Source organism: Vibrio hyugaensis (assembly GCF_002906655.1).
Taxonomy (GTDB): domain Bacteria; phylum Pseudomonadota; class Gammaproteobacteria; order Enterobacterales; family Vibrionaceae; genus Vibrio; species Vibrio hyugaensis.
Map to the genome: position 1 here is coordinate 2,864,149 of NZ_CP025794.1, position 15,755 is coordinate 2,879,903.

General features: G+C 44.9%; 9 protein-coding genes. 4 read left to right on the top strand and 5 right to left on the bottom strand.

The features are described from left to right. Nucleotides 1–651 precede the first annotated feature (651 nt). The 4 genes from C1S74_RS14175 to hemL all read right to left on the bottom strand — a co-directional run bounded on the left by C1S74_RS14175 (nucleotide 652) and on the right by hemL (nucleotide 8,107). Nucleotides 652–4,038 (bottom strand): response regulator, encoded by a 3,387-nt coding sequence (locus C1S74_RS14175; RefSeq protein ID WP_045403820.1) that lies wholly within the window; start codon nucleotides 4,036–4,038, stop codon nucleotides 652–654. A 228-nt stretch (nucleotides 4,039–4,266) separates the two neighbouring features. Beyond that, nucleotides 4,267–5,292: a 16S rRNA (guanine(1207)-N(2))-methyltransferase RsmC gene (rsmC, locus tag C1S74_RS14185; protein ID WP_045403823.1), complete on the bottom strand. Its 1,026-nt coding sequence runs from the start codon at nucleotides 5,290–5,292 to the stop codon at nucleotides 4,267–4,269. Nucleotides 5,293–5,368: 76 nt separating this feature from the next. Next, on the bottom strand, nucleotides 5,369–6,454 hold the full coding sequence (locus tag C1S74_RS14190; protein ID WP_045403825.1) for an AI-2E family transporter: 1,086 nt from the start codon (nucleotides 6,452–6,454) through the stop codon (nucleotides 5,369–5,371). A gap of 357 nt (nucleotides 6,455–6,811) precedes the next feature. Next, nucleotides 6,812–8,107 (bottom strand): glutamate-1-semialdehyde 2,1-aminomutase, encoded by a 1,296-nt coding sequence (hemL, locus tag C1S74_RS14195; protein ID WP_045403827.1) that lies wholly within the window; start codon nucleotides 8,105–8,107, stop codon nucleotides 6,812–6,814. A gap of 246 nt (nucleotides 8,108–8,353) precedes the next feature. Between hemL and erpA the strand changes: the two genes are divergently transcribed. The 3 genes from erpA (at nucleotide 8,354) to C1S74_RS14210 (ending at nucleotide 13,069) form a co-directional block, all read left to right on the top strand. Further along, entirely contained in the window at nucleotides 8,354–8,695 is a 342-nt protein-coding gene (gene erpA, locus C1S74_RS14200; RefSeq protein WP_005439421.1) for an iron-sulfur cluster insertion protein ErpA, read from the top strand. A 114-nt stretch (nucleotides 8,696–8,809) separates the two neighbouring features. Beyond that, nucleotides 8,810–9,925: an efflux RND transporter periplasmic adaptor subunit gene (locus tag C1S74_RS14205; RefSeq protein ID WP_045403828.1), complete on the top strand. Its 1,116-nt coding sequence runs from the start codon at nucleotides 8,810–8,812 to the stop codon at nucleotides 9,923–9,925. Nucleotides 9,926–9,934: 9 nt separating this feature from the next. Beyond that, entirely contained in the window at nucleotides 9,935–13,069 is a 3,135-nt protein-coding gene (locus tag C1S74_RS14210; RefSeq protein WP_045403829.1) for an efflux RND transporter permease subunit, read from the top strand. A gap of 42 nt (nucleotides 13,070–13,111) precedes the next feature. Here C1S74_RS14210 and shyC read toward each other — a convergent pair whose 3' ends face one another. Next, nucleotides 13,112–14,401, bottom strand: a complete 1,290-nt coding sequence (gene shyC / locus C1S74_RS14215) for a peptidoglycan DD-endopeptidase ShyC (protein WP_045403830.1) — start codon at nucleotides 14,399–14,401, stop codon at nucleotides 13,112–13,114. 130 nt (nucleotides 14,402–14,531) lie between these two features. On the opposite strand from shyC, the gene tyrS reads away from it, so the two are divergent. Next, nucleotides 14,532–15,719: a tyrosine--tRNA ligase gene (tyrS, locus tag C1S74_RS14220; RefSeq protein ID WP_045403831.1), complete on the top strand. Its 1,188-nt coding sequence runs from the start codon at nucleotides 14,532–14,534 to the stop codon at nucleotides 15,717–15,719. Nucleotides 15,720–15,755 lie beyond the last annotated feature (36 nt).

Below are 15,755 nucleotides of genomic sequence, written 5' to 3' on the forward strand. Positions count from 1 at the left end.
AAACTCGATTCCCGTTAAAAACGTTAAAAACCCAGCCAACTACGTTACAAACGTCATTTTGTTCGTTTTTAAGTCTTTGTAGGCTAAAAAATAAACGTTGATATGTGTCGCAGTTTATATCCCCCTTAAATACTATGTGTTAGTGGTTGCTTACGTTTTTGGCCTTCTATTGTATGTTGTTTTTGTGTTCCCTTTGCTTTGGCGATCTGGCTCACACACGAAAATTTTGTTAATTAACTAGGTGAAATTTAATCTGCCGTTCTGTTGTGATTGACTTCGCAATCTCCGTTAATTGTTGGTCAATTTTCCCTTTAAAAGTAAAAAACAGCCCATTTCGGCGATGAAATTTGGCGGCTGATTATGCTTTTTTTATAGGGGAAAGGAAGTGTTTTTTCTGCGTATTTGTTCGAAATGACACGATGCTATTTGCCGTCACTCAACCCAGAAAAAACTTGGTCTAATCGCCTTTTAAAAATGATTCTGATATGTTGCTTCCAAGTCTTATAGGAAGGACTGAGGTGGGAAAGAGGTTCATTATTGAGTGGTGAATGAGGTGAATACATTTGAGCATTGCTGTGGAAGCTAGGATGGCTGCTTTTACTATCAAAAAAAGCCCTGCGCGAGGCAGGGCTTGAATTAAAATAGGCATGCTTAGCTAGTGAGGAGCCTTTGCAGTTTGTCCCGCTGTGCTTCGATGTAAGCACGTTCTGGGCTTTGTTCTTTACAGTGCTCAAGAATAAACTCTATCGAGTTTAAAACGGTTCTCCAGCGTGGTGTTTTTGGCAAAGTTTCGATGCGCATGTATTTATCAAGTGTTCGAGTCTGTAATGTACTGCGGTCTAGGTAAACACGCCAAAAGCCGCTTTGCTCAGCGAAAGCAAACTTGGTTTCTCCTGTAACGGACTCCCAGTATTCTAAAGCATGTGTCATCGCATCAACCAGTACTTCACGCATCAACTCTTGTTTATCTTTCTTATTGCCTAATGCTTTGTCGGCAAGACGAGTAAACTCTCCGCCCAGCTCTTTCAGTTTTTGTAGTTGATCTTTGTCTCCATCGAACGCATAGCATGAAAGAACTTCTACTGCCGTTTCCAGATTATGAATACGTGCTGCGTTTGCTCCACCACCAACGTTAAAGATGTACATAACGTCTAAACCAGAGCCTTCTGGCAGTTTGAGAATGTCTGCTTCAATGTTTTGACGAATATCTTCGATGTAGATATCAATCTTGCCACAGTAGTGTGGTTGCTTGACGGTTAAGAATTTTGGCGCAATGAGTTCATCAGCTGATGAGCGTTTTAACTGTTCTAGGCTGCGTTTGAAGAGTTTACAAGCCGCCTCGTTGGCAAAGCGAATTCGTTGGTCTTCTCTCAAGCAGATGATGGCTTCTGGAGCAGACTCAAGTTGCTCTAACAAACGTCCTTGTGTTTCAAGTAAACTAGCTTCTACTTCTGCGCGTTGACGTAGCTCAGATTCAAGCAACTTGTTTTCCATGTGACGCATTTCGGCTTTGCTTGCTGTCAAATGCGCTTGGATTCGAGCGGCGAGTTCTTGTTTATTAAATGGTTTGGACAAGTAATCATTTGCACCAGCCTCGAAGCCTCTTACACGATCTTCTGTCTGGCTTAATGCCGTTAACATGATGATCGGCAGTTCTGCGTGGTCGTAAGTGTTACGTAGCTCGCTGCATACCTGGTAGCCACTCATGCCTGGCATCATGATATCCAATAGCAACAGCTCTGGTTTCTCTTGTTCAATTAACGCTAGCGTATCAGGACCATCTGAAATCGTACGCACTCGATAGCCTTCCAATCGTAAGAAGCTCTCTAAAACGCGTAAGTTTACCGGTTCATCATCTGCGACGTAGAGTAGTGGGCCATCCGGGTTTTCTGGCAGAGATAAATCGTCGGTGTTTTCTAAATTTGCTTCAGGGATTTGGAAGTGACCACGAGCCGCCAGAGTTTGTGTTGCTTTAATTTCCTCTTCTGTTGCAAGAGGTAAAGTGAAGCTAAAGGTTGTTCCTACCATTGGTTGACTACTTACATACAGTGAGCCGCCCATCAACTCGATAAGCTGACGGCTAATGGATAGGCCGAGTCCTGCACCTTGACGGTAACGACTTGCATCTTGGCCCGCCTGAATGAGCGGTTCAAAGATGTGCTCCAAATGTTCCGCTGGGATACCTTGGCCAGTATCAACGACTTGGACGCGCACCTGATCGTCCACCACATTGGCCGAGATGACAATTTTACCTTCTGAGGTGTACTTAATTGCGTTACCAATCAAGTTGTAAAGCACTTGCTCTATACGTTGTGGATCGGCAGAGACCGCTTTTAAATCCGCCGGGACTTGGTTAATGATGCGGATTGTTTTGTTACCTAATAGGTGGCCAGAGAGTTCCAGTACCAAACGTGTTGCACTTGCTAAGCTTACCGCTGATTTTTGGATATCCATGCTGCCATAGCGCATCTTATGATAATCCAATAAATCATCAACGAGATTTGCCAAGCGCTGACCACTCTTAATAATAATGTCTAGCTGGTATTTTTGACTCGCTGGAATCGCACCGTTTGCGCCAGATACTAACGTCTCTGCAATCCCCACCATGCCGTGTAGCGGTGTCCGCAATTCGTGAGACGTAGTCGCTAGGAATTCATCTTTGAGTTTGTCTGCTAATTGCAACTCCTCGTTTTGCTTTTGAATCAACTTAATGTTGCTCTCAAGCTCTTCGTTTTGTTGTTTAATCGTTTGAATCTTTTCACGAATTGAGCGCTGCATACGCTCAAAGCTGATCGCAAGACGCCCGATCTCATCTTTTCGCTGAGTATTAAAGGTCGTTTCATCTAAGTCACCAGCAGACACTTTCTCTGCTGCCCAAGTAAGCTTGAGTAGCGGCGAAGTGATGAAATTAGATAAGTAATGTGAAGCGATAACGACTAATACGATCGCAATCAACATCGCAATCACAAACAGTTTCTCAAGCTGATGGACACGAGCAAACGCTTCTTTTTCAGGAAGTTGCACGACTAGCGCCCAAGTTAGGCCACGAGTTTCAATGGGTGCAAACGCCGCGATCATCTCTTCACCTAAGCGGTTGCTGTAAGTGCCTACTTCGGTTTCGCCCGCCAGTGCTTTATCGATAATTTCCAAGCTGTTTTGGATGTTTTCCTGCTTGGTGTTAATCGTGCGAGGTTTATGATCACTACCAACTAACAAGGTTTCAATAGAGGAATCACGATTAATTTCCGCAATAAGTTTGGTAATACCATTGTTCGGCAGGCGGAACATTGCATAGCTATGCAGGTAACCCTGCTGAACAATGGGCGCACCTAGCCAAGCAACTTGCTTACCACTTTCTACCTCAAAGTCAGAGACCACGATAGGCGTGTAATCTTCATTGACCTTACGACGCGCATTAACGTCCTCCGATAGACGTTTGAATGTTCGGCCCAAGGCGCTGTCGTTATAGCTGCCTGTCAGTAAGTTTGTGCCGTAATTGTCATCTTTATTGATCGAGTAAGTCACGTTACCGTCAATGTCGACCAACAAGATGTCGTTGAAGTCAGAGCGCTTTAACAGTTCTAGGTACGCCCAGTGGTAGCGTTTATGTAATAGACGATAACGCTCACTACCAACATAGTTAGAAGACTCTGGCAAAATTGAGGTTTTTATCTGGTCGCCACTGCCTTGGATATAACGTTGCTGTGCGTTTTCTCTCGCTTCGTCAATATCATGCCCTAGGCGACTGAATGCATTGACTAAACCATAGAATCGACCACCACTGGCATACGCCAATTCTGAGCGAACAAAGCCCATGACTTCAGTTTCTTGAGCCGCAAAGTAGTCGATGATCTGTTGTTGCTTCGTGTCACGCACAGAAAGTAGGTGTGAGGTACTTTGTTCTTGAAGATCTTTACTGTGTGACTGCAGGAAGAAAATCGCAGTGATCGTCAAAGGCGTGATACTAAGAACCAAAAACGCGGTCATTAGCGTGCTTTGCAGGCGCTTAAATTTCTGCTTTTTGTAGAATTTAAACATGAATAAGATTACAACTCATAAAAGGGCAGCGACCAAATTACTAGGGCTTGCCAAGGTTCTCGTTAAAAACGGATAAGAAGTTAGATTCGATAGAATTAACAAAATTAACGAGTTTTTTTTCTTTGACAAGAAAGTTGATTGCAAAGCGTGGGGAGTGACGCAGTTTTTCGAAGAGTTGAATGAAATTTAAGTAAGAAGTGCGCAGGATTTCACCTGCGCAAAGAGAAACTAAGACTTTTTCGCGTAGTAAATCGAGAACTTATTGGTCTTATTTAGCGTCTCGCAATTATTGAATGTTTGCTCAATAATTGGAGGGTATTTCAAGAAGCTGTTTGCAACGATGATCATTTCACCATCTCGCGTCATGTAGCGTGGTGCTTGTCCTAGTAAGGTTTCGGCAGCGTTGTAGTTGGTGTCTAAACCACTATGGAATGGTGGGTTACTAATGATGAAGCGGTAGTCTTTAGCCGTGTCTGAGTAGATATCTGAGGCAAAAACACGACCTGATAACCCATTCGCTTCGAGTGTTGCTTGGCTTGAAGTGATGGCATAAGCGTTGATGTCACACATTTCAATCGCAATTTCTGGATTGGCTTTCGCCATAAATGCGCCTAAAACACCAGCACCACAACCGAAATCGAGCACTTTACCTGACAGGTTTGGCAACGTTTCTAAAAGTAATTGGCTACCCAAGTCAAACTCACCATGGCTGAATACACCTGGAAGGCTTTTTACTTCAACGGATTGTTCACCAAGGGTAATGGTATAAGATTTAAACCATTCTGCTTGATCAAACGGCTTTGGTTCGCTCAAGCATGTTCCCCAGTAAAATGAACAACGACGAGCCGTGTCGTACTTCTTCACAGGACCATAGTCTTTAAACATTTTCTCAATGCTTTTCACGCCAGAGCGATTTTCGCCGACGACCACGATCTCAGTGTTGATGCCTAGCTTCGCCATTAACATAGCGAGTAAGTACTCCGCCTCTGGTTTTGCCTTTGGCCAGTACAGTAACACCATGTCTGCCTGCGTATCGGCATCAAACTCTGAACCAAAATGGCTTTTGATTTTTTCAGAAGTGCTGATTTGACGGTAATAGCTGTAGTTTGAAGTGAATACTTCAACAGACTCACAGTGATCCACCAGTTCCAGTGGAAACAAGTCTTCTACTTCACCAGCAACTAAAACGTGTTTTCCGTTAAAATACTCGAGTTGACGCTGAGCTATTTGGCTTGGAGCGATATAAGCAGACATAAATTTGGTTCATCAGAAATAATTAGGGCCAGATTTTCGCATAATCTGGCCCAAGCTTGAAGTGAATAAGCGGTTGTTAGCTATTGTCTTGTTGGTTGAGGAAGTCTTTAAACTCTTCTTCGTAGATATTGAATAGAACCATGGTCACGGCAAAGATCAGTGGGCCGTAAATAAGACCAATTAAACCAAATAGATGCAGACCACCTAGCAGCGAGAAGAAGATCATTAGCGTGTTCATGCCTGCGCTGCCTTGCATCAGCAATGGACGCAATAGGTTATCGATCGAACCAACTACAACGACACTCCACGCCGTCAAGAAGATTGCCCAAGTGGTGTCACCAGTCAGGAACAAGTAGGCTGCGGCTGGAATCCAGATCAGTGCGGTACCGACCACTGGAATGAAAGAGGCGAAGCCCATCATGGTGCCCCAGAATAAGCCCGGAAAACCAGCAAGCCACATACCGATACCGCCAGCGAAACCTTGCGCTATTGCGGTTAAGAATGAGCCCATAACTGCAGATTTCGATACTTGCTCAATTTCGGTCAGAATTTTGTCTTCTTGGCTACGAGAGAGCGGCAGAATATGGCGCATCGCCGAGATGATCTTATCGTGGTCACGCAGCAGGAAGAACAACACGAACAACATTAGGAAGAAATCCATCAAGAAGTTTGTGGCGTCACCTAAGATCTTGGCACTAATAGCAACCAAATTTGAACCAAATGATGTGGCGAATTGACCAATCTTCTCTGCGATAGCTTGAGGTTCTATTTTATCGAAAGGTAAGTACTCATTAACCAGCGCTAAACCTTTGACTACCCACGGGTGTTGGAAGATATCTTGGATACCACCATTGGTCACCCATTTATAGGTATTTTGAGAAAAGACGGACCCTTGCTGAACGATGGCAGCAAAGACAAACAACAATGGAATCACAATAATAAAGGTTAGAACCACACAGGAGAGTAGTGAGACCAAGTTTTTGTGGTTAGGCATTTTGCTCTCAAACCACTCATGTATTGGGAACATCAGTAGTGAAATGATAAAGGCCATTACGATCGAGTTTACATAGGGCTCAACCAATAAATAGCAGGCAAAAGCAGCGGCGAGCAGCGCAACAACTAGCACTCGATGACTCGACGTGATTTTTACATTATTCGGCATGGGATTAATCCAACTTACGGATGACTTTTACGAACAACGTCTTTAGCAATGACGCTGAATCTATATTACTTTGCCCCGACGATTCTTTCAGCCTTATGACATAGCTGAATTTGGAAGGGCAATGGACCTTGTTATAATGACCACAAATCAGGCGGTTATCAATCAAGAGATGGAAAAATGGGTTGTTGTAACGGTGACAAGAAGTGTCAGAGTGAAAAGAAAACTAAGCGTATTCCGTGGTTTGGTATCGTTCTTGGCGTGTTAGCTATCTTAGTGATTTTTAACTGGCAAGCGTAATGCAGGCAATAAAAAAGGACCGTGAAGGTCCTTTTTAGTATTGATGTTCTGGGAAAAAGCTTACTTCGCTTCTTCTGCCAGAATTGCAAAACAGCGATCTGCCGCTTCTAATGTTGCATCGATTTCTTTTGAACCGTGTGCAAGAGAAGTGAAGCTTGCTTCGAATGCCGATGGCGCTAGGTATACGCCGTGTTTCAGCATTAGGTGGAAGAAGCGTTTAAAGCGTTCTACATCACACTTAGTTACGTCTTCGTAGCAAGTGATGCTGTCTTGCTCTGTAAAGAAGAAGCCAAACATGCCGCCAACTTGGTTTACTACCAATGGCACGCCGTGTTTGTCGGCAAGTTCTTTGAAGCCTTGTGCAAGTTGCTTAGTTTTCGCTGCTAGGCGCTTTTCGTTTCCTTCTTCTTTTAGAAGGTTCAAACATGCAAAGCCTGCTGCCATTGCAACTGGGTTACCAGAAAGCGTGCCCGCTTGGTAAACAGGACCTGTTGGCGCTACGTATTGCATGACTTCTTTACGACCACCAAAAGCGCCCACTGGCATACCACCACCGATAACTTTACCCAGTGTTGTTAGGTCTGGTTTGATGTTGTAGTGTGCTTGCGCGCCACCAAGAGCAACACGGAAACCTGTCATTACTTCATCAAAAATCAGTAGTGCACCTTCTTGGTCACAGATTTCGCGCAGACCTTCATGGAAGCCTTCTACTGGTGGAATACAGTTCATGTTGCCCGCAACTGGCTCAACGATGATACAAGCGATTTCGCCTTTGTTTGCAGCGAACAGTTCACGGACTGAATCTAAATCGTTAAATGTTGCCGTTAGTGTGTGCTTAGCAAAGTCAGCAGGAACGCCAGGAGAGCTTGGTTGGCCCAGTGTTAGTGCACCAGAGCCCGCTTTGACTAGCAAGCTGTCAGCGTGACCGTGGTAACAACCTTCAAATTTCATGATCTTGTCACGACCAGTGAAGCCACGAGCAAGACGGATAGCACTCATGGTCGCTTCTGTACCAGAGCTCACCATGCGGATTTGTTCCATTGATGGCACTAGCTCAGATACAAGCTCAGCCATCGCAATTTCCATCTCAGTTGGCGCACCGAAACTTAGACCGCGTTGTGCTGCATCGATAACCGCTTCACGGATTACTGCGTGGTTATGACCTAGAATCATAGGACCCCAAGAGCCAACGTAATCAATGTACGCTTTACCATCGGCATCAAAAATCAGGGCACCGTCTGCTCGTTCGATAAATAGCGGAGAACCGCCAACGCCGTTGAATGCACGAACTGGTGAGTTCACACCGCCAGGAATGGTTTGCTGAGCCTTTTGATATAGCTCTGATGATTTGGTCATGGGGTTATCCTCTTTTGATTGCTCGGACCAAGTGGAGCGCATTGTACCTAGCTAAACTCAAGTTAGAAACGTTTTGGGTAATTTATGTGTAGTCTGGCGTTGTAATCTTACATATCAGCATCGGATATAAAGAATCGGCGGTGAATACTTGAACGAGTTGGTCAGGTATTGGATAATCGCTCTAATTAGCACAAATTTGACGTCTTGCTTCAGGCTTGACGCATTACACGAGTGAGAGAGGTCTTCGTGAGCGAAGTAAACGTACCATTATCTTTTTCTGATGCCGCGGCATCTCGCGTTCAAACGTTGATTGCGGAAGAAGAAAACCCAGCGCTGAAATTACGCGTATACATTACTGGTGGCGGCTGTAGTGGTTTCCAATACGGCTTCACATTTGATGAAAACGTAAATGAAGGCGACACAACAATCGTAAACAGTGGCGTAACACTGGTTGTAGACCCAATGAGCCTGCAATACCTAATCGGTGGCGTGGTTGATTACACTGAAGGTTTGGAGGGAGCACGCTTCTTCGTTAATAACCCAAATGCAACAACAACGTGTGGTTGTGGTGCATCGTTCAGCGTGTAATTAACACGACAACAGGCAGCCAATTGGCTGCCTGAGTTTTACGTAGCAGGAAGTCACGTAAACGCACTCCCGGTTCCAAAGAGAGCTGAGAGCTAAAAATAAAAAGGACTTTGTATGTCTGGATCTTCTTTTGGGCGTCGTATTGTAGAGCGTCCATGGCTAGTCTCTCTAACGCTTGTGATCGCTTTAGCTGCTTGGCTCGCAATGGGTCAACTCAAAGCACAAGACGAAACGGTTTCTCCTTCAAACTCTCAATCTGAAGACACGCCTGTTGCTAAGGTGATGTTCAACTCTTTTACCGCCCAACCAACCAGCAAAACCATTGAACTGTATGGTCGCACCGCGCCAAATCGCCAAGCTCGTCTCGGCGCAGAAGTGGCCGGAAAAATCATTCGTCTTAACGTAAATAAAGGCCAAAGTGTTAAACGAGGCCAAGTTATTGCCAATATTGATGAGCGTGACCTCGATATTCAACTTAAACGTGCCAAGGCGATGCTGCGCGTAAAAGAAAAAGAATTTAAAGCGGCGGAATCTTTAAAAATTCGTGGCTTACAAGGGGAGGTGGCTTTCGCGACGGCGCAAGCCGCATTAGTTGATGCTAGGGCTAACTTAAGTAATGTCGAAACAGCGCTTAGAAATACTAAAGTAAGAGCGCCGTTTGATGGCATTCTTGATCACAAATTTGTAGAAATAGGGGACTTCGTTGGCGTTGGAGACCCAATAGCGACCGTGATCGATCTAGAAAAACTGGTGATTGAAGCGGATGTCAGTGAGCGTCATATCCAATACCTAAAAGAAGGTCAGAAAGCAGACGTTCGCACCATCAATAATGTTCATCACCAAGGTACCATTCGGTACATTGGAAGAGTTTCTTCAACTTCCACCAATACTTTTCCGGTTGAAATTGAAATCAAGAACGATGAAATCGCAATGCCAGCAGGGATAAGTGCCGAAGTGGTTCTGTCTTTGAGCGAGGTTCTCGCGATCAAAGTCACAGCAGCTATGTTAGCGCTTGATGAAGAAGGAAACCTTGGCATTAAGACCTTGCGTGATCAACATGTTCACTTTGTACCGATCCAATTGGTTAAAGCAGAGAAAGATGGTGTTTGGCTGTCTGGCTTAGGTGATCAAGTTGACATTATCGTGTTAGGGCAAGGTTTCGCTCGTGATGGTGACTTAGTGATGGCGACGAAGGTGGCTGACGCCATTAAAGCCGCGAATCAGCAGTAAGGAGGCGATATGTTTGCTTTGATTGATGCTGCGCTGTCGCGTGCACGTACGATGCTAACACTCTTAGTCATGATCCTGATTGCGGGTGTTATCACTTACATTACGATCCCAAAAGAATCCAGTCCTGATATCACCATCCCTATTATCTATGTTTCGGTAGGTCACCAAGGCATTTCTCCAACTGATGCTGAGCGTTTGTTGGTACGGCCAATAGAACAAGAATTACGCTCCATTGAAGGGGTAAAAGAGATGACTGCCGTTGCCTCGGAAGGTCATGCCTCTGTGACGTTAGAGTTCAGTGTAGGCGTCGATCTTGCTGAAGCAATGGCCGATGTGCGTGATGCTGTCGATCTAGCTAAGCCGAAGTTGCCAGAAGATAGCGATGAACCGACCGTAAATGAAGTCACATTTGCCTCTGAAGAACCAGTACTTACGGTTGTGCTTTACGGGACTGTACCAGAACGTACAACCGTACAAATTGCCCGTGTACTTCGCGATAAATTAGAAAGCTATCGCCAAGTCTTGGAAGTGGATATTGCGGGAGATCGGGAGGACATTGTAGAGATCGTCGTCGATCCATTGCTGATGGAAAGCTACGGTTTGGATCAAGCGGATATCTACAACTTGATCGCGTTAAACAACCGTGTCGTTGCAGCAGGTTTTGTCGACACGGGGTACGGACGATTCTCAGTTAAAGTCCCTTCTGTTTTTGATTCTTTAAAAGACGTCTTAGAGTTGCCAATTAAAGTTAATGGCAAAGAGGTGATTACCTTTGGAGATGTCGCCACTGTGCGTCGCGCGTTTCGAGATCCAGAAAGTTTTGCTCGTTTAGATGGTAATCCTGCTGTTGTTCTCAACGTCAAAAAGCGCGCGGGTGAAAACATCATTGAGACGGTTGAGTTAGTCAAACAAGTAATGCTCGAGGCACAAAAGCGTTCAGAGTGGCCGAATAACCTACAAGTCAAATACACGTGGGATCAGTCTGATGACGTCAAACTGATGCTCAACGATCTGCAAAACAACATTCTCTCGGCAATCATTCTTGTGGTGATTGTTATCATTGCAATTCTTGGGGTTCGAACGGCGTTGCTTGTTGGGATCTCTATTCCGGGTTCTTTCCTTACGGGGTTATTAGTTCTGTCGGTATTTGGCTTAACGGTCAACATTGTTGTGTTGTTTGCTCTCATCATGGCAGTCGGCATGCTCGTTGATGGGGCTATTGTCGTGACAGAGTTTGCCGATAGGCGGATGCAAGAGGGTATACCACGTAAAGAAGCCTATCGTGATGCTGCAAAACGTATGGCATGGCCGATTACAGCCTCTACGGCCACCACTCTCGCCGCATTTGCTCCATTACTCTTTTGGCCAGATATTACTGGCGAGTTCATGAAGTATTTACCATTAACCTTAATTGCCACCTTGACTGCTTCTCTTGTAATGGCGTTGTTGTTTGTGCCGGTTATAGGCGGAATCATTGGTAAGCCTCAAGCTGTTAACCAGAAAAGCCAGCAAGAGATGGTTGACTTGCACAACGGAGAGTTTGAGAAAGCGACGGGCATTACAAAGCTTTACTATCGTACGTTGTCGATTGCGATTAAGCACCCACTTAAAGTGTTACTCAGTGCGATATTGCTTGCGGGTGGAGTCGGTTTTACTTACAGCAAAGCTGGCTTAGGTGCGGAATTTTTTCCGGAGGTAGATCCTGCTTTCTTTACCGTCAAGGTCCGTTCTTACGGTGATTTATCGATCAACGAAAAAGACGTCGTGATGAAAGAGATCGAAAAAGTCATGCTAGGACACGATGAGTTTGAAAGTGTCTATACGCGTACCGGAACGGATTCAAATGATGGTGATGAGATTGGTCAGATTCAGATTACGCCTGTCGATTGGCAATATCGTCGCAAAGTGAAAGACATCATTGAAGAGCTCAAACAGACTACTAATCAATTCTCAGGCGTAGAGTTGGAATACAAATTCCCCGATGCTGGTCCGCCAGTAGAGCATGATCTCGTCATTGAAATGTCGGCACAAAACTCAAGCATTGACCAGTTAGACAGTGCGGCCAAGATGGTTCGTTACTGGGCTGATCGTAATCCCGCTTTAACTAACTTGAGTGATACCACTAATAAAGAGGGAATTGACTGGCAGATTGATATTCGCAGGGACGATGCTTCTCGCTTTGCCGCTGATGCGACTTTGGTTGGTAATACTGTCCAGTTTGTGACTAACGGTTTGAAGATTGGTGATTATCTTCCCGATGATGCCGATGAAGAAGTCGATATATTAGTGCGTTATCCGCAGGATAAACGTGATATCGGTCGGTTTGACCAATTACGTGTAAAAACGGCTGCGGGTTTGGTGCCGATCACGAACTTCGCTCAAATTAAGCCTGATCACAAGCAGGATACGATTCGTCGTGTCGACGGTCGCCGAGTGATCAACATTCAAGCTGATATGGTCGAAGGTTATAACCTCACGTTAGAGTTACCTAAAATTACTGAAGAGGTTCAGCAGCTTGGTTTGCCAGCGGGGATTGAGTTTAAAATTCGCGGTCAAAACGAGGAGCAAGAAAACTCTTCTGCGTTTTTACAAAGTGCTTTCATGGTTGCACTAGGTGTGATGGCTTTGATCCTGATTACTCAATTCAACAGCTTCTACCAAGCATTTTTGATTTTAAGTGCTGTGCTGTTCTCTACGGTTGGTGTGTTTGCCGGTTTGCTTATCTTCCAAAAACCGTTCGGTATTATCATGTCAGGTATTGGTGTTATTGCGTTAGCGGGCATTGTCGTCAACAACAACATCGTCTTGATCGACACCTATAACCAAATGCGTAAACGTGGTCTAGAAAAGTCGGACGCGATATTACGGACTGGGGTTCAGCGCTTGCGCCCTGTGTTGCTTACCACAGTGACGACCATATTAGGTTTGTTGCCAATGGTGTTAGAAATGAACATCGATTTGGTGAATCAAAAAGTTGAATTTGGCGCACCAAGTACCCAGTGGTGGTCGCAATTAGCAACCGCGGTTGCTGGTGGCTTGGCATTTGCGACCGTGCTGACTTTGGTTTTAACGCCTTGCCTGTTAATGCTTGGACGTGAGCATAATATTGATGATTCTCAAACAGAAACAAAAGAGGCAGCCTAGGCTGCCTCTTGGTGATTCAATTTTTACTCGCATCACTCAACATTATTTCATCGCGAGTAACTTACTGTAACGGTCAAGCTTCGCCATGCTGGTTTTCGCGTTAGCCATAAAGGTTTGCTTCGCTTTCCCCGTCAAAGATTTCGATTGCGGCAATTTTACCGTTCTTGCGTTCTTGTGTACGCCGTTTACTAAGAACTCATAATGCAGGTGAGGTCCGGTTACTCGTCCAGTACCACCTAGAGTACCAATCGTTTGTCCTTGTTTAACACGTTGACCTGTCTTCACCATTCGTTTGGTTAAGTGTAAGTACTTAGTCACATAGGTATTGCTGTGTTTAATGAAGACGTAGTTACCATTGAATTTGTTGTAAGCCGACTTAAGCACTACGCCGTTACCCGCAGCCCAAATTGGGGTACCAACTGGAGCTGCATAGTCTGTACCACGGTGAGGGCGAACTTTCCCGGTTACTGGGTGAAGGCGACGAGGGTTGAAGTTTGAGGTTACACGGCGGAAATCCAAAGGTGCACGTAAGAAGGCCTTTTTCATTGCTCGACCATTTTCATCGTAATACTTGCCACTCTTTTCATCCAAAATCGCCGTAAAGGTATCACCTTGGTTTTTAAATACTGCAGCGATAATTTTGCCACGACCAATGACTTCACCTTCTACAACTTCTTCTTGATAAAGCACTCGGAAGGTGTCGTTTTTACGAATATCCAGCGCAAAGTCGATATCCCAACCAAAGATTCCCGCCAGCTCCATGATTTGATTTGCATTCAATCCCGATGAAATACCAGCATTCCAGAAGTTAGATTTAATCGTTGCTTCGGCGTAGTTGTATTGATAGTCGACTTCTTTTTTGTCGACTTCAGAGACGTATTTACTTCCCTGCAACTTGATACGAAAAGTTTCAAAAGCATTCAATGTACGTTTTAGCTGTATAAAATCGTTATTTTCATCAAAGCCAAATTGCAATCGGTCTCCGGGACGAAGCCGAGTAAGCTGCGCTTTGATCTCTTTATCTGAAGTGATGAGTTCGTGAAGAAGACGAGGGGAGAGCCCTACGCGATTAAACAGGACGGCAGCGCTTTCGCCATTTTTGACTTTATAGGTTTCCCAACGCAAAACAGAAGGAAGATTAGAAGAGGCGCTGCGCTCGGGAGATTCTACAGAAATCGGTACCGAATAGTGCTCACCAACTTTGAGTCGGCTTTGCTGCGGGTCGAGGTCTTGCGGATCAGGCAAAAAGAATAGTGCAAAGATGATGAGGGCACTAAAAAAGCCGATCAATACTTTGTGCAAGAGTGGGAGTCTGACAAAAATCGAATGCATAAGGTACTTGATTGCTAAATTAAACGTAAAAATTGACAACTACCTAGTCTAACGTGTTTCAAAATGCATCGCTATTCAAGTAAGATGTTCAGCTATTATATTTTTGCCAAATCTGTGGGAGTGAACAAGAATGGCGAGCATTGAAGCTGCATTAGCCGAGATTAAGCGCGGTGTTGAAGAGCTGATTCCAGAAGAAGAGCTGATCGCGAAACTAAAAGAAGGCCGTCCTCTACGTATTAAACTCGGTGCCGATCCAACAGCACCTGACATCCACCTAGGCCATACGGTTATTTTCAATAAGCTTCGCTTGTTCCAAGAGCTAGGTCATGAAGTGACGTTCCTAATCGGTGACTTCACTGCAATGGTTGGCGACCCAACAGGTAAGAACACAACGCGTCCACCACTAAGCCGTGAAGACGTATTGCGCAATGCAGAGACATACAAAGAGCAAGTATTTAAGATTCTTGATCCGGCTAAGACTAAGATTCAGTTCAACTCTGAGTGGCTATCTGAGCTTGGTGCCGAGGGTATGATTCGTCTAGCGGCAAACCAAACGGTTGCACGTATGCTAGAACGTGACGATTTTAAAAAGCGTTACGCAGGTGGTCAGCCAATCGCTATTCATGAGTTTATGTACCCACTACTGCAAGGTTGGGACTCAGTAGCAATGGAAACAGACGTTGAGCTTGGTGGTACTGACCAGAAGTTCAACCTACTAATGGGTCGTGAACTGCAAAAATCTCACGGTCAAAAGCCACAAGTGGTATTAATGATGCCACTGCTTGTTGGTCTAGACGGTGAGAAGAAGATGTCTAAATCTTCTGGTAACTACATTGGTATTAGCGAAGCACCAAGTGAAATGTTTGGTAAGATCATGTCTATCTCTGACGATCTAATGTGGAGCTACTATGAGCTACTGTCTTTCCGTCCTCTGGAAGAGATCGCACAGTTCAAGTCGGATGTTGAATCTGGTAAAAACCCACGTGATATCAAAGTGCTGCTAGCAAAAGAAATCATCGCACGTTTCCACTGTGAAGCGGACGCTGATGCAGCAGAGCAAGAGTTCGTTAACCGTTTTGCTAAGAACCAAATTCCTGACGAAATGCCAGAGTTTGATTTTGACGCGGGCACGCCAGTAGCAAACCTACTGAAAGAAGCGGGTCTATGTGCTTCAACTTCTGAAGCTATGCGTATGGTTAAACAAGGCGCAGCGAAGATTGAAGGTGAGAAAGTTGCTGATGCGAAGTTTGCGCCAGAAGCCGGAACTTACGTATTCCAAGTTGGTAAACGCAAATTTGCACGTATTACTATTAAGTAATCAATAACTGCTCAAAATGAAAGCGCCTAATCGGCG